General features: G+C 58.4%; 22 protein-coding genes. 19 read left to right on the top strand and 3 right to left on the bottom strand.

Annotated features, from left to right (window positions below; genetic code table 11):
• Window positions 1-19: 19 nt before the first annotated feature.
• Entirely contained in the window at window positions 20-1,192 is a 1,173-nt protein-coding gene (locus QRN11_RS00635) for a putative hexosyltransferase (protein WP_285249447.1), read from the top strand.
• On the opposite strand, the gene glmM is transcribed toward QRN11_RS00635, so the two are convergent.
• Window positions 1,182-2,543, bottom strand: coding sequence for a phosphoglucosamine mutase (gene glmM / locus QRN11_RS00630; protein ID WP_285249446.1), 1,362 nt, complete (start codon window positions 2,541-2,543; stop codon window positions 1,182-1,184). The two genes, QRN11_RS00635 and glmM, sit on opposite strands and share 11 nt — an antisense overlap.
• A 142-nt stretch (window positions 2,544-2,685) precedes the next feature.
• Between glmM and QRN11_RS00625 the strand changes: the two genes are divergently transcribed.
• The 4 genes from QRN11_RS00625 to QRN11_RS00610 all read left to right on the top strand — a co-directional run bounded on the left by QRN11_RS00625 (window position 2,686) and on the right by QRN11_RS00610 (window position 8,918).
• Window positions 2,686-3,777: an acyltransferase family protein gene (locus QRN11_RS00625; RefSeq protein ID WP_285249445.1), complete on the top strand. Its 1,092-nt coding sequence runs from the start codon at window positions 2,686-2,688 to the stop codon at window positions 3,775-3,777.
• A gap of 122 nt (window positions 3,778-3,899) precedes the next feature.
• Window positions 3,900-5,138, top strand: coding sequence for a bifunctional glycosyltransferase family 2/GtrA family protein (locus tag QRN11_RS00620; protein WP_285249444.1), 1,239 nt, complete (start codon window positions 3,900-3,902; stop codon window positions 5,136-5,138).
• A 17-nt stretch (window positions 5,139-5,155) separates the two neighbouring features.
• A complete protein-coding gene (locus tag QRN11_RS00615) occupies window positions 5,156-7,021 on the top strand; it encodes an ArnT family glycosyltransferase (RefSeq protein WP_285249443.1) in 1,866 nt (621 codons plus the stop codon).
• 19 nt (window positions 7,022-7,040) lie between these two features.
• Window positions 7,041-8,918: an ArnT family glycosyltransferase gene (locus QRN11_RS00610; RefSeq protein WP_285249442.1), complete on the top strand. Its 1,878-nt coding sequence runs from the start codon at window positions 7,041-7,043 to the stop codon at window positions 8,916-8,918.
• Window positions 8,919-8,981: 63 nt separating this feature from the next.
• Here the strand turns inward: QRN11_RS00610 and rpsI are convergent, their stop codons facing one another.
• Together rpsI and rplM are read right to left on the bottom strand one after the other, a co-directional pair.
• Window positions 8,982-9,485: a 30S ribosomal protein S9 gene (gene rpsI / locus QRN11_RS00605; protein ID WP_050054349.1), complete on the bottom strand. Its 504-nt coding sequence runs from the start codon at window positions 9,483-9,485 to the stop codon at window positions 8,982-8,984.
• Window positions 9,486-9,522: 37 nt separating this feature from the next.
• Complete coding sequence (gene rplM, locus QRN11_RS00600) at window positions 9,523-9,966, bottom strand: 50S ribosomal protein L13 (RefSeq protein WP_015937805.1); 444 nt, start codon at window positions 9,964-9,966, stop codon at window positions 9,523-9,525.
• 292 nt (window positions 9,967-10,258) lie between these two features.
• Between rplM and QRN11_RS00595 the strand changes: the two genes are divergently transcribed.
• The 14 genes from QRN11_RS00595 (at window position 10,259) to QRN11_RS00530 (ending at window position 20,510) form a co-directional block, all read left to right on the top strand.
• A complete protein-coding gene (locus tag QRN11_RS00595) occupies window positions 10,259-10,921 on the top strand; it encodes a prepilin peptidase (RefSeq protein WP_285249441.1) in 663 nt (220 codons plus the stop codon).
• Window positions 10,922-11,197: 276 nt separating this feature from the next.
• Window positions 11,198-11,398, top strand: a complete 201-nt coding sequence (locus QRN11_RS00590; protein WP_285249440.1) for a Flp family type IVb pilin — start codon at window positions 11,198-11,200, stop codon at window positions 11,396-11,398.
• A 31-nt stretch (window positions 11,399-11,429) separates the two neighbouring features.
• Window positions 11,430-11,630, top strand: a complete 201-nt coding sequence (locus tag QRN11_RS00585) for a Flp family type IVb pilin (RefSeq protein ID WP_285249439.1) — start codon at window positions 11,430-11,432, stop codon at window positions 11,628-11,630.
• Window positions 11,631-11,715: 85 nt separating this feature from the next.
• Window positions 11,716-12,114: a TadE/TadG family type IV pilus assembly protein gene (locus QRN11_RS00580; RefSeq protein WP_285249438.1), complete on the top strand. Its 399-nt coding sequence runs from the start codon at window positions 11,716-11,718 to the stop codon at window positions 12,112-12,114.
• Window positions 12,102-13,103 carry a pilus assembly protein TadG-related protein gene (locus tag QRN11_RS00575; RefSeq protein ID WP_142057541.1) on the top strand — a complete coding sequence of 334 codons (1,002 nt, stop codon included), beginning with the start codon at window positions 12,102-12,104 and terminating at the stop codon, window positions 13,101-13,103. The genes QRN11_RS00580 and QRN11_RS00575 overlap by 13 nt, the downstream gene beginning before the upstream one ends.
• A 20-nt stretch (window positions 13,104-13,123) precedes the next feature.
• Window positions 13,124-13,888, top strand: coding sequence for a Flp pilus assembly protein CpaB (cpaB, locus tag QRN11_RS00570; protein WP_091415118.1), 765 nt, complete (start codon window positions 13,124-13,126; stop codon window positions 13,886-13,888).
• Window positions 13,885-15,084, top strand: a complete 1,200-nt coding sequence (locus tag QRN11_RS00565) for a CpaE/TadZ family protein (RefSeq protein WP_285249437.1) — start codon at window positions 13,885-13,887, stop codon at window positions 15,082-15,084. Before cpaB ends, QRN11_RS00565 begins: the two co-directional genes overlap by 4 nt.
• 98 nt (window positions 15,085-15,182) lie before the next feature.
• Entirely contained in the window at window positions 15,183-16,544 is a 1,362-nt protein-coding gene (locus QRN11_RS00560) for a TadA family conjugal transfer-associated ATPase (protein ID WP_502686261.1), read from the top strand.
• Window positions 16,544-17,497, top strand: a complete 954-nt coding sequence (locus tag QRN11_RS00555; RefSeq protein ID WP_091415111.1) for a type II secretion system F family protein — start codon at window positions 16,544-16,546, stop codon at window positions 17,495-17,497. Before QRN11_RS00560 ends, QRN11_RS00555 begins: the two co-directional genes overlap by 1 nt.
• Before the next feature lie 10 nt (window positions 17,498-17,507).
• Window positions 17,508-18,380 carry a type II secretion system F family protein gene (locus QRN11_RS00550; RefSeq protein ID WP_142057533.1) on the top strand — a complete coding sequence of 291 codons (873 nt, stop codon included), beginning with the start codon at window positions 17,508-17,510 and terminating at the stop codon, window positions 18,378-18,380.
• A gap of 8 nt (window positions 18,381-18,388) precedes the next feature.
• Window positions 18,389-18,601 carry a Flp family type IVb pilin gene (locus QRN11_RS00545; RefSeq protein ID WP_285249435.1) on the top strand — a complete coding sequence of 71 codons (213 nt, stop codon included), beginning with the start codon at window positions 18,389-18,391 and terminating at the stop codon, window positions 18,599-18,601.
• Window positions 18,602-18,867: 266 nt separating this feature from the next.
• Window positions 18,868-19,074: a Flp family type IVb pilin gene (locus QRN11_RS00540; RefSeq protein WP_091415107.1), complete on the top strand. Its 207-nt coding sequence runs from the start codon at window positions 18,868-18,870 to the stop codon at window positions 19,072-19,074.
• Between the two features lie 93 nt (window positions 19,075-19,167).
• Window positions 19,168-19,557 carry a TadE family protein gene (locus QRN11_RS00535; RefSeq protein ID WP_091415979.1) on the top strand — a complete coding sequence of 130 codons (390 nt, stop codon included), beginning with the start codon at window positions 19,168-19,170 and terminating at the stop codon, window positions 19,555-19,557.
• The gene (locus tag QRN11_RS00530) at window positions 19,545-20,510 is read left to right on the top strand and encodes a pilus assembly protein TadG-related protein (RefSeq protein WP_285249434.1); all 966 of its coding nucleotides are present in this window, start codon (window positions 19,545-19,547) and stop codon (window positions 20,508-20,510) included. Before QRN11_RS00535 ends, QRN11_RS00530 begins: the two co-directional genes overlap by 13 nt.
• Window positions 20,511-20,529 lie beyond the last annotated feature (19 nt).

Here is a 20,529-nt window from a genome sequence, read left to right as displayed (position 1 = left end):
CGAGCCAAATGATGGCCCAATGGGGGAATCACCAACAGCCGAGGACACGCAGGTCCGTCATACGAACTGGGAAATTCCCCGCAGCGTTTTCTGGTGTTTTGCTGCCGTCGCAGTAGCAGCCCGGGCGGCATTTTTGCCATATGTCAGTGAAGACTCCGCACTTTTTCTTCTGCCCTGGATGCAGGAATTCCGAGATCGTGGTGTTGGCGCGCTGGCCGGAGAGTTCTCCAACTACAACTTCCCTTACTTGTTCTTGATGTTCCTGGCCAGCCTGCTGCCGGCGGACCCCTTGATCGCCATCAAGATCGTTTCTCTGGCCGGCGACTTTTTCCTTGCATTCTCCGTTGCAGCACTCGCCGCTCAGTTTCCTCAGGCAAGAGTCGCACCGAAGCTGGCAGCGCTAATCGCGCTCTTCTTGCCTACCGTCCTACTCAATGCCAGCATGTGGGGCCAATGTGATGCCATCTACACGGCGTTCCTGCTGTTTTCACTAAGAAGCCTTCTCCAGGACGATGGCCGCAGCGCATGGCTTTTTTGGGCCGTTGCGTTCTCATTCAAGCTGCAATCCGTCTTTTTACTGCCGGTGCTCGCGATGGTCTCGTTGCGAAACCGCTACAGCCTGTTCTTTCCCGTCTTGGCAACCGCTGTCTGGACCGTGCTTAGCTTGCCACCTGTAGTGTTCGGGCGTCCTGCGGGCGGCGCATTAGGTGTCTACTTTGAACAAACCCAAGGGGACCGCCTTCTATCAGGCGCCGCTAACGTCTTCGCCTGGTTTCCTTATGCCAGCGTCACCCAGGGTAGAGGGTGGGGGATCCTGTCGTGTGCTGTCGTCATTGTCTTGATCGCCCTGGCGTACTGGCGCCGGAAAGACACAGCAGAAAGTCGTATCCTCCTCGCGGTATGCACTGTCGCCGTTTGCCCCCTGCTGCTGCCACAAATGCACGACCGATACTTCTTCACGGCCGAAGTCATGTCGCTCCTACTACTACGAGCGAGCAGCGTCCGGATGATTCCGTGGGTTTTCTCAGTGACTGGGCTTACGGTTTACCTTCTCTATTTTGGTGGCAACCACTATGCATGGCCGCTGATGATTGCGTCAGTCGTCCAGGCTTTGGGAGTCTTCCTGCTATTTCTCTGTTTAGCGAAGAACCGCGATCCCTGGGAGCGACGCTTGGTGGCCGCTAGTCCGTAACGAGTTCCAGGGCCAGCTCGGACCGGACCACCTGGGCGAGGTGCTCGGCGATGGATTGCGCCGTCTCTTCGTCGGCGGCTTCCACCATCACACGCACCACGGGCTCGGTTCCGGACGGGCGGAGCAGGACGCGGCCGGTGTCGCCCAGTGCGGCTTCCGCCGATGCTACTGCCTGGGCGAGGACGTCGTTGCTGCCCACCTTGGTGCGGTCCACGCCCTTGACGTTGATGAGAACCTGGGGAAGCTTGGTCATCACGGTGGCGAGTTCCTTGAGCGGGGTCCCGGTCAGGGCGATTTGGGCGGCCAGCTGCAGCCCGGTGAGGACGCCGTCGCCTGTGGTGGCGTGGTCAGCGAAGATGACGTGACCGGACTGTTCGCCGCCGAGGTTGAAGCCGCCGTCACGCATTTCCTCGAGAACGTACCGGTCCCCCACCGCCGTTTCACGGATGCTGATGCCGGCTTCGCGGAGGGCAATCTTCAGGCCGAGGTTGCTCATCACGGTGGCAACCAGGACGTCGTCCTTGAGTTTGCCTGACTTCTTCAGCGCGACTGCGAGGATGGCCATGATCTGGTCGCCGTCCACTTCGTTGCCCTCGTGGTCCACCGCGAGGCAGCGGTCAGCGTCGCCGTCGTGAGCAATGCCGAGGTTGGCGCCGTACTTCACCACGGCCTCCTTGAGGGGACCCAGGTGGGTGGAGCCGACGCCGTCGTTGATGTTGTGGCCGTCCGGATCAGCCCCGATAACGATGACATTCGCGCCGGCGTCCTTGAAGACTTGGGGTGAGCAGCCGCTCGCGGCGCCGTGCGCGCAGTCGAGGACGACCGTGAGTCCTTCGAGGTTGTGTGGCAGGGTCTGCAGGAGGTGGACGATGTACCGGTCCTCGGCGTCGGAGAAGCGCTGGATGCGTCCGACGTCGGCACCGACCGGACGGACAGCTTCCTTGGTCATCTGGGCCTCAATGGCGTCCTCCACGTCATCGGGGAGCTTCTGGCCGCCGCGGGCGAAGAATTTGATGCCGTTGTCCGGCGCCGGGTTGTGCGAGGCGGAGATCATCACACCGAAATCGGCGTCCAGGTCGGCCACAAGGTAGGCCGCCGCGGGCGTGGGAAGGACACCTGCGTCGTAGACGTCAACGCCGGAGCTGGAGAGCCCTGCTTCCACGGCGGCGGCGATGAACTCGCCGCTGGCACGCGGGTCGCGGGCCACCACAGCGCGCGGCCGGGAGCCGTTGGAGTTGCGGTCGTGGCCGAGCACGACGGCGGCCGCCTGGGCCAGCTGCATGGCAAGCTCCGCAGTCAACAGACCGTTCGCCAGCCCCCGGACACCATCAGTTCCAAATAATCTAGACACCGGTCAAGTCTAGAGGATGGGGGTCGCGAGGCTGGATTCCTTCCTGCACCCACGATAAATAGCAGAAGGATTAGGATGCTCCCTCGCCAGCCGTTGGGTATGCTCACACCAGCGGTGCTGAGCGCCGCGAATTGGGGGGAGTATGCACACACGAAGCAATCATTTGTCTAGCCTGACAGGACTTCGGTTCTTCGCAGCGCTGGCGGTGGTGACGTATCACTTGCGCCTCTATATCAGTCCATTGGGCGACAGTCTGACCCTGTTTGGTTACGGCTTTACCGGAGTGAGCTTCTTCTTTGTTCTTTCGGGCTTTGTGCTGACATGGTCCGGCCGGGAAGATGTGCGCCGAGGCGCCTTTTACTGGAATCGACTTGCACGAATTTGGCCTCTCCACATTTTCACCATGATGCTCGCCATCTGGGCTCCGCAGTTGCCAACATCATCAGGCTCTGGATGGCTGGCCGTTCCATTCGTTCTGTCCTTGACCCAAGCATGGATTCCGGCCAGCCCGTTCCTGAATGCCTTCAATGGGGTCTCTTGGTCATTGTCATGCGAGGCATTTTTTTACTTAACATTCCCATTCCTGTGCAAGAAAGTTGCTTCCGCCCAGTGGCGTGCTCGAGCGTTCGTCACCATACCCGCAGTCTTGCTCGTCTTGGCAGGCAGTCTGGCTGCGGTCTCATCAGTGGCCACAGCAGATTATCTGTTGGGAACTATGCCACTGTATAGACTTGGCGAATTCATCCTGGGGATGTGCCTTGCCCAGCTCATGAAAGGGGGCTGGCGTCCACCCTTCCATACTTGGCACGCAACCCTATTACTAGTCACCCTGACCGTTGGGCTCTTTGTCGCCTCACTGATCACAAACGGCCTCGCAGGCCCCGTACCCGTGACGATTGCTAACCTCGTGATGGTCCCCGGGTTCCTGGCGTTGATCGCCACCTGCGCTGATGGTGATTTGTCGGGTAAGACAGGACTGCTTCGTTCATCTGTACTGGTTCGACTCGGCCAATGGTCTTATGCCCTGTACCTTGTTCATGAGCTGGTAATCAGGGTGGCGAGGCAGTACTCCGCCAGCTTATCTATGGGCGAGGGGTTTGTGTTGGCTGCCCTGGTCGTTCTTATGTCGGTTTCCTTGTCGGGGCTGCTCCACGAGTTCGTGGAGAAACCGGCGGAGCGATGGCTTCGGCAACAATACCCCTCTCGGAAGCCTCAGCAAGTACAGCACCCGTAAACAAACAACTCCACTACCTTTTAGGCTGACTCAAGTACTCCACTACTTGGTTCTTGCGTTCGAGTACCTGTCTTTGCTCAAAAGCCTCGCCAGTCCTGTTTCGCCGGCCCTACGATCCATGCATGACACCTAGCTATGGGGGCTTGGCGCTCGAAATTGTTGTACCGGTCTTCAATGAAGAAGCGGTACTCGAAAACAGCATCAGAAGGCTCGCCGAATATCTGACGCACGAAATGCCGTCGACGTGGAAAATAACCATCGCCGATAATGCAAGCACCGACCGGACCCCGGTGATTGCCGCTCGACTCAGCGAGCACTTGCCGAACATTGAATATCGCCGCCTCGAGGTAAAAGGACGGGGATACGCGCTGAGAGACGCGTGGGGAGCTTCCAAAGCCAAGGTTCTTGCGTATTTGGACGTGGATCTCTCCACTGACCTTGCAGCCTTGCCGCCTTTGGTCGCTCCGCTTTTGTCCGGACACTCAGACATATCAATTGGCACGCGTCTGGGGCAGAACGCGCGGGTGAGTCGAGGCCCGAAACGGGAATTCATTTCCAGGTCCTATAACTTCCTCCTTCGCCGGACGATGCAGGTGCGTTTTTCCGATGCTCAATGCGGCTTCAAAGCAATTCGCGCTGATGTTGCCAAGCGTCTACTCCCTCACGTTGAGGACAACGGATGGTTTTTCGACACCGAGCTGCTAATCATTGCTGAGCGGTCAGGTCTCCGCATTCATGAAATCCCCGTCGACTGGGTAGATGACCCGGATAGCCGGGTGGACATCAAGCAGACTGCCCTTGACGATCTCCGGGGCATGGTACGGGTAACCGGGTCTTTGGTTAAGGGAGTGATACCAGTTCAGGCGATTTACGCGGAACTGGGACGCCGGCCGATTGCGCCAGAGGTACGGCCGAGCTTCTTTGGCCAAGTGGTCCGATTCGGACTCGTGGGGGCTATCTCAACACTTGCTTTTGCCCTACTTTATCTCGTCATGCAAGGCCCCTTCGGCGCGCAGGAGGCCAATTTCCTGGCCCTCCTGCTAACAGCAATGGGCAATACGGCGGCCAACCGAAGGTTTACATTCGGCATCAGCGGGCCCGCAAAACTGTTCACCCAGCAATTCCAGGGGCTCCTCGTCTTTCTTCTTGCATGGACCATCACTTCTTCGTCACTGCTGGTTTTGCATTCCATTACTGCGGATGCCACCCCAAGCACTGAATTGCTCACCCTGACCGCCGCCAATGTGCTGGCAACCTTGATGCGGTTCATCCTTCTCAGGATCTGGGTCTTCCGGGTCCGACGGACCGACGAGCCGTCCACATTGCTCGCACTGATTTCCGTAGGGGAGGTAGCACGTTGACAATCGCTACAAGCGCCGTGACCGTCACACCCAGGCCTGGGACCCGTTCTCGGAGGACCATTAGCTGGGAACGGGTTGGCCTACTGGTCCTCCTGACCACGACGGCAGCTTCTTTCCTTTGGGCACTGGACAACAATGGGTGGGCAAACCCCTACTACTCCGCTGCGGCGCAGGCGGGGTCTAAAGACTGGAAGGCGTTCTTCTTCGGATCGTTTGAATGGGGAAACCTAATCACGGTTGACAAACCACCACTTAGCATCTGGATCATGGCGCTGAGTGTGAGGCTGTTCGGTCTGAACTCGTGGGCGATCCTGGCACCCCAAGCTGTCATGGGCGTGGCAAGCACCTATTTCACCTACCGCATTATCAGGCGGGGATATGGCCCTGCACCTGCGCTTCTGGGTGGTGCAATTTACGCCACCACGCCAGTTGTTTTCCTTATGTCAAGGTTCAACAACCCAGAGCCATTGATGGGTCTGGTTACCCTCGTTGCTGTCTATGTTTCATTACGCGCAATGTCCAGCTGGAGGATGATCTCCTTCGCGGCGGTCGGGATCCTTCTGGGGCTAGGCTTCATGACGAAACAGGCTCAGGCCTTCGTAGTCATTCCTGCCTTATTCGCCACCATCATTGTCTTCGGGCAAGGAAGCGCTGGAGCACGTCTTCGCCGGATAGCCTTGGCAGCGTCAACTCTCGTCATGACTGCAGCGGCGTGGATTGCGGCGGTTGAACTCACACCACCTTCGCAACGGCCATATATTGGGGGATCGTGGACCAACAGCGCGCTCGAATTAACTCTCGACTACAACGGACTTGGCCGTTTCATTCAGGTTCCAATCACCGTAGCCGGCGACCGACCGACTTCAAGTAACGACGAACTGGCGCCATACAATGGCGGCTTTCCTCGAATGTTCGACGGCAACTTCGCTCCAGAAATAGCGTGGTTGTTGTTCTCAGCTATTGCTGTCGGGCTCATCCTTTTGGCACTCAATCGAGCGATGTCCCTCGATCCGGGCCAAAAACAGATCGCACTCTTATCGCTCATATGGCTTTTCACGGCCTTTCTATTACTTTCCTTTATGGGAACAGCGATTCACACCTACTACACCTACTCTCTTGCTGCCCCTATCTCTTTAGTCGTGCCCATCGGCCTCTCGGTACTATGGCGCTCCAGAGAAAGGTGGGTGCTCCGTCTCACCGGAGCAGTGCTAATCGGGGCGTCAGGGTACATGGCGGTTAGGATCCTTTCTTACAGCGATGAATGGCCGAACTGGTTCCGCGCTCTACTGATCTGTTGTAGTGCAGCCTCTGCGGCTGGATGGTTCCTCAGCAAGGGGCACGGGTCCAAACGACTCTCGCTGGCTCTTGTAGCGGCAACTCTGCTCCTGGGGCCTATTGGTGCCAACGCCTATACGATTTCCACTTCGCAGAAGGGGACGAACCCACAGTCGGGACCAGTGGCCAATGATCCCAGGGCTATTTCAAGGCACATGGTCGGAGTCAAAGCCGGCACGCCCGCGTGGGCCACCCAGACTGCATTTGGCGCACCCCCCTCACCTAGCGTCGTCACCCTCCTTCGTGAAGCCGGCGCACCAGAATGGGCGGCGGCAACGTACTCAGCGCAGAACGCAGCTTTGTATCAACTTGAGTCAGGGCGACCTGTAATTCCCGTGGGCGGCTGGCTCGGTACAGATCCGACGCCCACGGCCTCTGAGTTCAAGGCTCTGGTGTCAAATGGCAGGATTGGATATTTCATCTGGCAACAAGATCTTTTAGACAGGGCAGAGCTGAGCACGGAGACGATGAGCATTTCGAAATGGGTGCAGGACAACTTCGAGGAGCAGACCATTGACGGCGTCCGCATCTACGACCTCCGGCAGTAGCCTCCGGCTACCCTCGTTGTTGAAACCTTCCTGGGCAGGTGGAGTCAGCCCCACTGGACCACCGGCTTCTGCTGCGCGGGAACGTCTGGCGTTATTACTACTTCTACTGTCGAATACCGTACTTTACGTCTACAACATTGGTATCAACGGGTGGGCAAACTACTATTACAGCGCGGCGGTTCAATCCGGGAGCAAGGACCCGGTGGCCTTTTTCTTCGGTTCCTCGGATTGGGGCAACTCCATCAGCGTGGACAAGCCGCCTCTCAGCCTATGGGTAATGGGGCTATCCGTTCGGCTGTTCGGTTTCAACCCTGGAGCCGTGGTTATCCCCCAGGCCGTCATGGGCGTCCTTACCACGTGGCTTATCTACAAAATTATTCGAAAGCATTTCGGCACACCGGCCGCACTGTTTGCTGGATTCGTCTTCTATACAACGCCTATCGTCACGCTTATGTCCCGCTACAACAATCCCGATCCTCTGATGCTGCTATTGATGACCTCCTCTGTTTGGTTTGTCTTAAGAAGCATCGAGACGGGGAAAGGACGCTTCTTTGTAATGGCCGGAGCGCTCCTCGGCTTGGCATTCATGACGAAACAGCTACAGGGACTACTAGGTCTGCCCGCCTTGGGTCTTGCCTACCTGTTATATAGTCCGCAACGACTCCTCAGCAGGCTGGGAACGATATCTGTCGGACTATGCGCTTTGGCCGTTACGGGCGGTCTTTGGATGACTGTAGTTGATCTTGTATCCCCCGAACATCGCCCATATGTGGGTGGATCCAAGGTGAACAGTTTTCTGCAGCTTACTCTCGGCTATAACGGCATCGAGCGCATCGCCGGGAGTGAGCAAGACCCGACAACCCAGCAAATTCCCGATCAGTTCCGTAGCGTTGATAGCGACGCGGGCATATTTAGGCTACTAAACGCAAATTACAATCAGGAAGCAAGTTGGTTGCTTTTCGCAGCGCTTCTGGCCCTCGTTCTGCTAGCCGTTACTTGGCGCAGTATTGCCAAAACGGGTGCAACCCGTGCGCTTATTCTCCTGTCGGGACTGTGGCTGCTGACAACATTCCTGTTGTTGTGTTTTATGGGTAATCAAATTCACACGTACTACACTGCTGCTTTAGGGCCAGCGATGGCGTTAGTCCTAGGAATTGCTCTTGCAGCCTTTACTCGGACGCGCAGCTCACGGCTGGTTCGCGCTATCGGGGCAGCTGTTGCACTGACAGGATTGCTGACCTCATGGCTTATCATGGGGGGCACAATATTGTGGCCTGACTGGTTGCCAACAATAGTTCTGGGTGCTGGCATCGCTTCTGTGTCTGCTCTCGCAATCCGGCCTCCCAACCGCAAGGTTGAAGCTGTAGCTGCGCTACTCCTGGGAGCTAGCCTCTTGTTTGGGCAGGGCATGACATCAATTCATAATGTCACTGTGGGTTTCAACGGATCCAATCCTCTCTCTGGCGGGTTGTCAAAAAATCCGGGCAGCATCAGTCACCTTCTGAATTCACTGCGCAAGAACGACCTACCGTGGGCGCACGACATTGCCTACGGACGAGTCCCCGAAATTGGGGTGGTGGACGTTTTGACAGAAGCCAGCCACTGCAAGTGGGCTGCAGCCAGCTACGCGAGCCAAACAGCTGCGCGACTGCAATTGGAGTCAGGGCGCCCTGTGATGCCTATCGGGGGCTTCGCGGGAAGCGATCCTTCTCCAACGCTCGAGGACTTCAAGCGTATGGTCGCAAGAGGGGACATTTGTTATCTGGTACAGCAAGAGGCATTCCTCGACGTCCAAGCACCTGGCGCTCCAGTCACTGCCATCTCAACTTGGGTTCGCGAGAATTATGCTCCAGAAGTACTTGGGACTACCACCGTATATCGGCTCAAGGACTTGTAACCCAACGCCTAACTAAAAAGCCCGCCCCGCCAAACGGCGGGGCGGGCTTCTGTGCAAGCGGGTTTAGCGCTTGGAGTACTGCTGAGCCTTGCGGGCCTTCTTGAGACCGGCCTTCTTACGCTCGATGACGCGGGCGTCACGGGAGAGGTAACCGGCCTTCTTCAGGGTGGCGCGGTTGTTCTCGACGTCGATCTCGTTCAGCGAACGGGCGATGCCCAGACGCAGGGCGCCAGCCTGGCCGGAGATGCCGCCGCCGTGGATGCGGGCGATGACGTCGTAGGCGCCTTCGAGATCGAGGATCTTGAAGGGCTCGTTGACGTCCTGCTGGTGCAGCTTGTTCGGGAAGTAGTTGTCCAGCGCGCGGCCGTTAATGGTCCACTTGCCGGAGCCGGGGACAACGCGAACGCGTGCAACGGCTTCCTTGCGACGGCCAACTGCAGCACCGGCAACGGTCAGTGCCGGACGCTCCTTCTTGGGCGCAGCTTCGGCAGCTGAGCTTTCAGAGGTGTAGCTGGTCAGGGTTTCCTCGGCCTCGACGGCCTCGGTGGTCTCTTCGTTCTGAGCCACGATTCTCCTTGTATAGATAAGTTGTTGGTGGCCAGGACTACTGGGCGACCTGGGTGATTTCGAAAGTCTTGGGCTGCTGTGCGGCGTGCGGGTGCTCTGCACCGCGGTACACCTTCAGCTTGCCCAGCTGCTGGGCAGCGAGGGAGTTCTTGGGGAGCATGCCCTTGATGGCCTTCTCCACGGCGCGGACCGGGTTGGATTCCAGCAGCTCCGCGTAGTTGACGGAGGTCAGGCCGCCCGGGTAGCCGGAGTGGCGGTATGCGCGCTTCTGCTCCAGCTTGGCGCCGGTCAGGGCTACCTTCTCAGCGTTGATGATGATGACGAAGTCGCCCATGTCCATGTGGGACGCAAAGGTGGCCTTGTGCTTGCCGCGCAGCAGGATTGCGGTCTGGCTTGCAAGACGACCAAGGACAACGTCTGTGGCGTCAATGACGTGCCACTGGCGGTTGATATCGCCGGGCTTCGGGGTGTACGTACGCACGGTGTTTGCCTCGTTCTTGTTCTGGCGTTCTTTTTTAGGTGTCACTAGCTCGTGCACCTACTGTCTGCGCGCTACCGGAACAGAGGTGAGGGCTCTATGTAACCAGTCATCCTGAGGTTCCGAATGTGCACGTTGAGTAGTCATCCTGCAACCGGATTCTCAAGCGGGCACGCACCATCGGAATAGGACACGCACAACGACTACCAAGATTAGCGCGTTAAGGCGTTCAGGGTCAAAATGGGGTAGCCGGACGGCGTCTCAGCTCCCGCCGGCATGGACGCAGGGGGTCGCGGTGTTTGCAGCAGGTAATGTCGGTTCCGAGTGGCTCCTCGCCCTTGGGGCGGGCCTTCTAGGCTTGATGCTCTCCCCCGCAGCTGAGATCCTCATCGCCAAATGCCTTCCGAGACTTGGCGGACTTCCCGGCCCGCCAGTGCGGATTACGACGGCGGCGGTCACCGGAATCTCATGCCTAGCTTTTGCACTGCGTTTGGGAATTGCTTTTGACTTCCCCGCATTTCTATTCCTTGCAGTAGTCGGCGTACAGCTCGCCCGCATCGATATTTCACTGCACTTGCTGCCGAATCCACTCGTTCTAATGCTCCTAGCCGGCGGGCTCTTGCTGTTTATAACGCCAGCCATTCTTAATCGGTATGCTGACGATCTGCTGCGCGCACTGGCTGGTGCCGTTATTTTGTTCGGAAGCTACCTCATTTTGGGTCTAATTTCCCCAAGAAGCATCGGGATGGGTGACGTGAAGCTTGCCGCGCCCATCGGCCTTTACCTCGGGTACCTAGGTTGGAGTCAGCTGCTATATGGCGGCCTCCTCGGGTTCATACTCAACGGCCTGGTCACTGCTGCACTTCTCAACAAAAAAGGTCGAAAAACAGTGGCAGAGGTGGCCCACGGCCCCTCAATGCTGGGCGCTACCGCGGCCGTCACCCTCTTACTTCTTTAGCTCGTCCACGACCGGGCTTCCCCTATGCCCAGTGCGCCAAACGCTCGCTCTAAGTAGTCAGCCGTGTACTCAGCTCGCCTGCTGAGTACTACTGCCCTCCTCCGAGTACGTACTTCTGCTGCGCTTTGAAAAAGTCGAGTACCACTACGCATTGTTGCCTCTGCACCCCTACTGACAATCTCTTCTTAGCGAAGTCCAGCCGCTAAGGAATTATGGGGGCAGCTGGAAATTCGTTGAAATCATTTCAATCCATTTCACCGAATTAAGGAAAATACAATGACTTCTCTCATGGTCTCGATGATGGCTTTCGTCGCCGGCATCAAGGATCGATTCTCCTCCGAAAAGGGCGCAACGGCGACCGAATACTCACTGCTCGTGGGACTCATCGCCCTCGTAATCGTCGCAGGCGTAACACTCTTCGGCGGCAACCTTCAGACCTTCTTCAGCAGCCTCGCCATGAAGGTCGGAACCTGGTAGAGCCAACTGTCGGATCAGAAAGGCCGGACTCATGTCTTCTTTCAAGTCAGCATTCCAGCAAATTGCAATCACAGTCAGAGCGATGTTCTCCAACGAGAAGGGCGCCACGGCGACCGAATACTCACTGTTGGTAGGTCTCATTGCACTGGTGATTGTCGCTGGCGTAACCCTCTTCGGAGGAAATCTGCAAATCTTCTTCAGTAGCCTTGCCATGACCGTAGGCACCTGGTAGAGCCCAGTCCCAACCGGTGTGCCGCGCCTTATCAGCGCGGCACACCGCACTTAAAGTCCACGCTGCAACCGTCCAGGGGGACCCGTTGAAACGCAGCCATAAAACCCGGAAGCATGACGAGCGAGGCGCAGTAGCCGTCGAATTCGCCCTTGTTGCTCCGATCCTGATCGCTTTGATCATCGCGATCGTCGAGTTCTCCAACGCCTACAACGTCCAGGTGTCGGTGACTCAGGCATCCCGCGAGGCTGCCCGCACCATGGCCATCACCAAGGACGCGACAAAGGCAACTGCCGCCGGCAAAGCCGGGGCTCCTTCTATCAACTCTTCGCTACTTACTTTCGACTACACCGCGGCGACTTGCCCAGCAGCAACGCCGGCATCGACCGCCGTTGTGACCGTCAAGTACAACGGCTCATCGTTGACAGGCTTCTTCGGATCCACACTCACAGTTACAGGCAAAGGGGCCATGCAATGTGGCGGCTAGTTAAGAAGGCAAGGGTCGCGGAAGGCGAGCGCGGAGCGGCGGGCGTAACAGTCGCCGTCATGATGCTTGTTCTCATAGGCGCAGGCGCCATGGCAGTTGACGTTGGCCAGATTTATGCTGAACGCTCACAGCTGCAGAACGGGGCCGACGCGGGTGCCTTGGCTGTCGCCAAAAGTTGCAAAGACGGCACATGCCTTCCTGCCTTAGCTGACGGATTGGCAAACTCGAACTCCAATGATGCCGCGAGCACCGCCTCCGTAGACCTTTCCGTCCCCGGCCAGGTGACAGTGACAACGTCAACCAAGAACGGTTCATCCAGTTTCCTGACCAACCTTTTTGCAAATGCCATCAACGCCGGCCCCGTAACTGTGGGAGCCCAGGCGACGGCAGCTGTGGGTCCCCCTGGTGGCGGTTCTGGTTTCCCTCTTGCTCTATCGGACAACTGCTACAACCTGGCCTCAGGGAGCCAGACGGCAGAGGCCCAGAAAATTTCCTACAAACCCGGGGGAACGTGCACGGGACCCTCCGGTACACAGATTCCAGGTGGTTGGGGCTGGCTTGATGAAGATTCGCCCTGTGTCGCCAATACGCAAGTGGGCACCAACGACATGGGCTCCGACCCCGGTAACAATCCTCCAAGTGGCTGCGCCACCATCCTTGGCACCTGGAAGACGACGCTGCTGGCAGGGGGAGAAGTCAAGGTCGAGTTTCCCGTTTTCGACACTTCTTCAGGTACCGGTCAGGGCGGCTCCTTCCATGTCATTGGTTACGCCACCTTCAAGATATGGGGCTGGAAATTCGGCAATAACGGAGTCTACGAGTTCCGGAACACCGGCAGCGACCCCGGGATGACAAGTTCTCTGGCCTGCACAGGCGGCAACGACCGCTGCGTTATCGGTCAATTCGTCAAGTACACGGTCATTGGCTCCGGAAACTACATTCCGGGCGGCGAGGACCTCGGCACCTCGGAAATCCGACTCATCAAGTAGTTCCAACTAAGGGGAAAGTAATGAAAGCACGCCTACTGGGAGGCATCGCCGCGCTGGTTGTAGCAGTTCTAGGCACTGTACTCCTTTTCAATTACGTTCAGGGCGCCGACCGCCGCGCCCTGGCGAATACGGAAACTCAGGACGTCCTGGTTGTTAAACAGGAAGTGCCGGCGGGAACGCCGGCCAGTCAACTCTCGCAGTACGTCACCACAAAGCCGGTGCCGCGCACCGCCGTCGCGGCTGACGGCGTCCAAGATCTGGGCGCCGTAGGTTCAATGGTCACCTCAGTCGCACTCGTCCCCGGCGAGCAACTGCTCAGCAGCCGTTTGGTCGACGCAAACGCGTACCTCGGGCCATCACGGGTTGCGGTACCTGCGGGACTACAGGAAATCACCCTCCGCCTTGGAATTGAACGAGTGGTAGGTGGCAAGATCCAGGCCGGTGACACGGTGGGCATCTTCATTTCCATGGCTGGCGCCGCTGGCGAAAACGGGACGCAACTGACTTTCCATAAGGTCCTCGTGACAGCTGTCCAGTTCAGTTCGGGGGCCGCCGCCCAGACACAGGCGCAGGCCACGCAAGCGAGCTCCACTGGTTCATTGAACGCCAACAAGGACGCGCAAACTTCCAGCGATGCCTACCTGATCACCTTCGCACGTGACGCTGTCGACACCGAGAAGCTGGTTTACGCAGCGGAGTTCGGAAAGGTCTACCTCTCCAAGGAGCCGGCTGATGCCACTGAGGGCACCAACGGAGTTGTCAATCAGACAAAGGTATTCAAATGAGCCGCTTCATATTGATCTCCCCGTCCGTTGACTACGAGCGGAAGGTCCGGGCCTCTGTTGCTCCGCTTAGCGGATCGCTGCAGTTCTTCCAGGCCGCATACCTGCCCGAATCTCCCGACGACATCCTTCGGCAGCAGGCTGGTGAACCGCCCGAGGTACTGATTCTGGGCCCTGGCCTACCGCAGGACGAGGCACTCAAGTTCGCCGCAGTAATGGACCTCCAGTATCCGGAAATCAGCATCGTGCTAGCCGCGGATGACGACGGCGAACTGGCCTTGAATGCCATGCGCTCCGGTATCCGGGACCTCATCCCACCTTCGGCAGATATGGATCAGGTCCGCGCCTTGGTAGAGCGGGCGAGCCTGGCAGCCGCGGGGCGCAGGCGTGGGCTCAGCCCCAATACTGCAGAGCGTCCAACTACCGAAGGCGGCCGGGTGGTGGCGGTCATGTCACCCAAGGGTGGCGTTGGCAAGACCACAATCGCCAGCAACCTCGCCATCGGTTTGGGCCAGATAGCTCCGATGAGCGTAGTGGTGGTGGACCTCGATCTCCAGTTTGGAGACATCGCCAGTGGCCTCATGCTTGACCCCGATTTCACTATCACCGATGCCGTAGTGGGAGCAGCGAGCCAGGACGCGATGGTTCTCAAGACGTATCTGTCTCTTCACCCTGGAAACATTTACGTATTGTGCGCCCCTCGCAACCCGATTGAGATGGACCGAATTACAGGGGAACACGTAAGCCATCTCCTGCGTCAACTGCGGGCTGAATTCCAGTATGTAGTAGTGGACACGGCCCCAGGTCTTGGCGAGCACGTCCTGGCAACCCTCGAGCAGGCCACAGATGCAGTGTGGGTTTGCGGAATGGACATTCCCAGCATCCGCGGCCTAAGGACGGGATTCCAGATCCTCTCGGAGCTCGACCTCCTCCCCGATAACAGGCATGTTGTCCTCAATATGGCTGACCGCAAGACCGGCCTCACCGTTCAGGACGTAGAGGCCACCATCGGTGCTCCCGTCGACATCGTGCTCCCCCGTTCGCGGACAGTTCCGTTTTCAACAAACAAGGGCGTTCCTCTCCTGCAGGACGGCAGCCGTGACGCTGCAGCCAAAGGCCTCCGGCACCTGGTCGAGCGCTTCAAACCAAACTGGGAAGCTCCCCGCAAGAAGCTCCACCGAAGGGCGGTAGTGCAGTGACACTCTCAAACCGATTTGCCAGGCTGCGCTCCGATGGAAGCAACTCGCCCGAAGTGAGCGAGCCAATTTCCTCGGCCCCGCAGGCCCCGACAGCTACCCTGAGCGCTTTACAGCAGGCGCAAGCGGCCGAACAGTCTCAGGTTTCGACACACGTGCAGCTCACAGAAGGAAGCGCGAGTGAAGCGCTGGCTGGGCTTAAGGAGCGGGCGAGCCAGGCATTGTATGAACGGCTCGGCTCCAGGATCACTGACTCGTCATTGGAAGAAACTGAGCTTCATCAGTTCGTCAAGGATGAGCTGCGGGCAGTCGTCGATGAAGAACAGGTCCCCCTGTCACAGGGCGAACGCCAGCGGCTGACCCGCGAAATCATTGACGACGTCCTCGGTCACGGTCCCATGCAGCGCTATCTCGACGATCCAAGCGTCACGGAAATTATGGTGAACCGGGCGGACCAGATTTACGTGGAGCGCCACGGCCAGCTGTTCCTTACAGATACCAAGTTCACCAGCGAAGACGCCCTGCGGCGGGTCATCGAGCGCATCGTCACGCGCATTGGCCGCCGTATTGACGAATCATCGCCACTGGTAGACGCCCGGCTCCCTGACGGTTCCCGTGTGAACGCCATCATTCCGCCGTTGGCTGTGAACGGTGCTTCCTTGACGATCAGGAAATTCTCGCGCGAAGCACTCACAGTAGAGAAGCTCATTGGTTTCGGAAGCTTGTCCCCCGAGATGGCGGAGCTCCTCAGAGCATGTGTGCTGGCCAGGATGAACATCATCGTCTCCGGCGGTACCGGCACAGGCAAAACAACCATGTTGAACGTTCTGTCCTCCTTCATCCCGGCTTCGGACCGAATCGTCACTATTGAGGACGCAGTCGAGCTGCAGCTTCAACAGGATCACGTCGTCAGGCTTGAAAGCCGGCCGGCCAACATTGAAGGGAAAGGCGAAGTTTCCATTCGCGACCTGGTCCGCAACTCGTTGCGTATGAGGCCTGACCGGATCGTCGTCGGCGAAGTCCGTGGAGGTGAGTCGCTGGACATGCTTCAAGCGATGAACACCGGTCATGACGGCTCGATCTCAACTGTTCACGCCAATTCACCGCGAGATGCTGTAGCCCGTTTGGAAACTCTCGTGCTGATGGCCGGTATGGATCTTCCCCTACGGGCTATTCGGGAGCAGATTGCTTCGGCGGTAAACCTCATCGTGCATATCTCCCGGCTTAGGGACGGATCCCGACGAGTAACACACGTGACCGAGGTACAGGGGATGGAAGGGGACATCGTCACACTGCAAGACGCTTTTGTCTTCGATTACTCTGCCGGCATCGATGCCAACGGTCGCTTCATGGGGAAGCCAATACCCACAGGAGTCCGTCCTCGGTTCACTGACAGGTTCGAGGAACTTGGCATCAAGATTTCTCCCGCCGTGTTCGGTGCCCAGGCAGTCAGGAGCCGGTGATGACCGTACCAGAGGACTCAGTAGCACCCATGCTGTTGGGAGTGCTGCTGCTTTTCGCGGCAGTCATCCTCCTGTTCACCGTGGTCCTCAAATCCAAGCACGTGATTCCGATCGAGAGGCGCCGCCCGGACGTCGCGGCAGCCGCCTCCAAGCTAACCCTTCTCACCGATACTGCTGTCGGCGCGATCAACAAGAAGTTGAAAGGGAAGAATGACTTCCTTGTCAGTCGGGAACGGCTTGAGCGTGCGGGGCTGAAGGCCCAGCCGGCCGACTTCCTCTTGATGATGGGGGCCGGCTCACTGGTCGGCGCCGTCTTGGCATTCATGTTGGGTGGCCTCTTCTTCGCAATCCTGGCGTTCGCGATCGTTCCCGGGGGCATGCTCGCCTATCTCACCGTCTTGACATCACGCCGCAAGAGCAAGTTTGACGAACAGTTGCCCGATACTCTGCAGATGCTCACCGGCAGCATGCGTGCCGGCCACAGCCTGCTTAGGGCCATTGATGCTTCGGCCCGCGAATCTGACGCTCCGATGTCCGAAGAGCTGAGCCGAATCGTCAACGAGACCAGGATCGGCCGGGACCTCGGCGAATCCATGCTGGACGTGTCCGCGCGCACTGGCAGCGAGGATTTCTCCTGGATCTCACAAGCGATCGAGATTCACCGTGAAGTGGGCGGAGACTTGGCGGAGGTATTGGATCATGTTGGCGAGACAATTCGAGACCGCAACCAAATTAGACGGCAAGTAAAGGCTTTGAGCGCTGAAGGCAAAATGTCTGCCGCGGTCCTCATGGGCCTTCCAGTAGTGCTCTTCTTCGCGTTGATCTTTATCAATCCCTCGTACTCGAAGACTTTTACGAGCACTGTGCCCGGTTATCTGATGTTGGGGGCCGCCGCTGTCATGCTGACCGCCGGGGGTTTCTGGCTCAGCCGTCTGATCAAACCTAAGTACTAGGAGCAATGACATGTCACCGATAGCACTAGGCGCGATGCTGGCAATCGTTATTCCCATCTCTTATTTGGTTTGGTCCGTGTTCGCTGTCGACAGGGTTGCCATTCGCAACATCCAGGCAAACTTGGGACAAAGGGCCAGGAACGCGTCCCAGCAGGGCGTGTCTATAGACGCGAGCGCCATCGCCCGCAAAATCACTCCAGTGGGTTACGTCGCTTGGCTGGACAAGCAGCTTGCGGCGGTGGGGCGGCCGAAAGAGTGGCCGCTGGAGCGCCTCCTGGTGGTCAAACCGATGTTGGCGCTGGGAGCAGCGGCCTTCGGATTGTTCTTCTTCCTCGCGTCCCCGGAACCAGCTCGCTTTGCCATTCTCCTCGCCGCAATTGCGTTCGGCTACTTCGCGCCGGATCTCCTGGTGCGAACCAATGCCGAGAAAAGAAGGGCCAAGATCAGGCAGGAACTGCCCAACACCCTGGATCAAATGCTGATTTCCGTACAGGCCGGTTTGGGGTTCGAGGCCGCGATGGCCCGCACGGCGCAGAATGGAAGCGGGCCGCTCGCGGACGAAATGACCCGGACTTTGCAGGATATGCAAGTTGGACGTTCCCGGAAGGAGGCCTACCTGTCGATGTCTGACCGTGTTGATGTCCCGGACCTGCGATCTTTCATCCGGGCCATTGTTCAGGCAGACGCGTACGGCATTGCCATCGCTAAAGTTCTGAAGGTTCAGGCCCACGAGATGCGACTTAAGCGCCGTCAGCGAGCGGAGGAACATGCGATGAAGATTCCAGTAAAGATCCTTTTTCCGCTCATCTTCTTCATCTTCCCGACCCTCTTCATCATCTTGCTGGGGCCGGCAGTCATGAACATCGTTGCAGCATTCTCCTAGGAGGATTCGTGAAGTATCTGACGCGGCTTCTGGCAGGCGCTTCTGCATTACTTACCGCCTTCCACAACCAGGAACGCGGCGCCACTGCCACTGAGTACAGCATTCTGGCCGGCTTCATTGCCATTGTCATTGTTGCCGGCGTGGGTCTCTTCGGTGTCGCGCTCAACTCCTTTTTCGGTTTTCTCTCTACCGGCATCACCACGGCACTAGGCATCCCCTAGCCGTCCCATGCCTCTCGCGCCTACTCGGCGCCCCAAAGACCGGACCCCCTCGGCACCCAGAACCGAGGGGGTCCGTTTGTGTGCCCACGAGAATTCAATTCCCAGCGTAGGCGCAGCAAAAACCAAGCGAAAACGCAGGAAAAGAACACCGCGGAAAGCCTTTGCGCAGGATGCTCCAAGATCCAGGTTTAGGGCCAATTCTGGTTGCTAACTTCGTATCAGTGCTGGTGCAGGGCCAGCCAATCCGTCTCGCTCAGGAGTACAAAATGCTTTCTCTTTACACCAACCTCATGATCCGCCTTCGCAACGAAGAAAAGGGCGCCACCGCCGTTGAATACGGCATCATGGTCGCCCTGATCGCCGTTGTCATCATCGTCGCTGTCAGCACCCTCGGCGGCCAGCTCGGCACCCTCTTCACCGGTGTCACGAGCGACATCGCTCACCCCACCACCACCGCCATCCCCTCCCCGTAGTAAAGCAGAAAGTCCGGTTTCGGACCCCATATCGGAACCGCACCGCCTCAAACGGGGGCGACAAAACGAGACATTGAAGAGGAGGTGCAGCAGGTGTCACACGATTCGGAGCGCGGCGCGGCCGCCGTCGAATTCGCAATCCTGCTGCCCCTCCTCTTAATGCTTGTTCTGGGCACCATCGAATTCGGGCGCGCCTACAACGCACAAATCACCCTGACCAACGCTGCCCGCGACGGCGCCCGGGTCATGGCCATTTCCGGTAACCAGGCAGCCGCACGTTCGGCTGCGAAGAGCGCTGCAGCTTCTTTGAATCCCGGGTTAAAGGACACCAACATACAGTTCGGCACAGCGTGCCCTTCAATGATTCCCGCCGGGGCCAGCCCGCAGACCACCTTCACCATCAGCTACACGCTGCCTACCATCACCGGCATCGCCGGGCCCTTCCCCATGACAGGCAAGGGAGTCATGTTGTGCGGCGGCTGAAGACAGACAAGGCAGGGCGGGAGCACGGCGCCGTCTCGGTCATCGTCGCCATCCTTCTGGTAACTCTCCTAGGCTTCGTGGCGATCGCCGTCGACGTCGGAGTCATTTATTCAGAACGCGCGCAACTCCAGAACGGAGCCGACGCAGCCGCCGTCGCCCTCGCACAGAAATGCGCGCGGAACGCTGCCGATGCGGATTGCGCTACGACGTCAAGCCTCGCGACCAGCCTCGCGAACCAGAACGCCCTGGACGGCCTGAGCAAGGTGTACAGCATCGAGCTCGATAAGACAGCCCGGAAGGTCAGCGTCACCACCACTGCCAAGGAAGCCGGGGGCAAGGACAACTCCGTTTCCCTCTTCTTCGCCAAGGCGATCGGCATCCCAACCAAGGAAGTCGGCGCCCGTTCGTCGGCCGTGTGGGGAACTCCGTCCAAAGGACCCATTATCCTGCCGTTGGCCATCGCTCACTGCAAATTGAACATTCCTGCCGGGGGCGTCAAGGGCCCCGAGCAGGTGCTGGAGCAGTCAGTGAACGGATGCGGTGGAATACCTGGCGGATTCGGCTGGATCCAGACCACTTCAGCAAAATGCTCCATAACCGCCACAGCGGGCGTATCTACCAACTCGGGCATCTGGTTCGCCAGTGACACAGGAGCAAGCGTCCCCTCAACGTGCGCCGCAGCTGATTTCACCCAGATGAACGACCAGACCGTCCTCCTGCCCTTGTACGACATAGCTACGGGAACCGGGTCCAGCGGCAAGTACTACATCAAAGGTTTTGCAGCGTTCCACGTCACCGGATACCACTTCGCATCCATCAGCTGGACAACCGGGACGGCTGTGGCAAACAAGGCCATCAGGGGCTACTTCGTGAAGTTCGTTTCCCTGGCCGAAGGTTTTGAACTTGGCAGCACCCCGGATTACGGGGCTTCGATTGCCCGCCTCACCCTCTGATCACCTAGAACCACCCCTT

This window comes from Pseudarthrobacter sp. fls2-241-R2A-168 (assembly GCF_030209335.1).
In the GTDB taxonomy this organism is placed as follows: Bacteria; Actinomycetota; Actinomycetes; order Actinomycetales; family Micrococcaceae; genus Arthrobacter.
Note: the sequence above shows the minus strand (reverse complement) of the source record. Positions and strands in the feature narration are given on the sequence as shown.

Coding starts and splice junctions, on each gene's coding strand:
- QRN11_RS00585 (WP_285249439.1), top strand. CDS start 11,430: ATGTCTTCTTTCAAGTCAGCATTCCAGCAAATTGCAATCACAGTCAGA.
- QRN11_RS00625 (WP_285249445.1), top strand. CDS start 2,686: ATGCACACACGAAGCAATCATTTGTCTAGCCTGACAGGACTTCGGTTC.
- QRN11_RS00575 (WP_142057541.1), top strand. CDS start 12,102: ATGTGGCGGCTAGTTAAGAAGGCAAGGGTCGCGGAAGGCGAGCGCGGA.
- QRN11_RS00550 (WP_142057533.1), top strand. CDS start 17,508: ATGTCACCGATAGCACTAGGCGCGATGCTGGCAATCGTTATTCCCATC.
- QRN11_RS00620 (WP_285249444.1), top strand. CDS start 3,900: ATGACACCTAGCTATGGGGGCTTGGCGCTCGAAATTGTTGTACCGGTC.
- cpaB (WP_091415118.1), top strand. CDS start 13,124: ATGAAAGCACGCCTACTGGGAGGCATCGCCGCGCTGGTTGTAGCAGTT.
- QRN11_RS00590 (WP_285249440.1), top strand. CDS start 11,198: ATGACTTCTCTCATGGTCTCGATGATGGCTTTCGTCGCCGGCATCAAG.
- QRN11_RS00555 (WP_091415111.1), top strand. CDS start 16,544: ATGACCGTACCAGAGGACTCAGTAGCACCCATGCTGTTGGGAGTGCTG.
- QRN11_RS00540 (WP_091415107.1), top strand. CDS start 18,868: ATGCTTTCTCTTTACACCAACCTCATGATCCGCCTTCGCAACGAAGAA.
- QRN11_RS00565 (WP_285249437.1), top strand. CDS start 13,885: ATGAGCCGCTTCATATTGATCTCCCCGTCCGTTGACTACGAGCGGAAG.
- QRN11_RS00635 (WP_285249447.1), top strand. CDS start 20: ATGGGGGAATCACCAACAGCCGAGGACACGCAGGTCCGTCATACGAAC.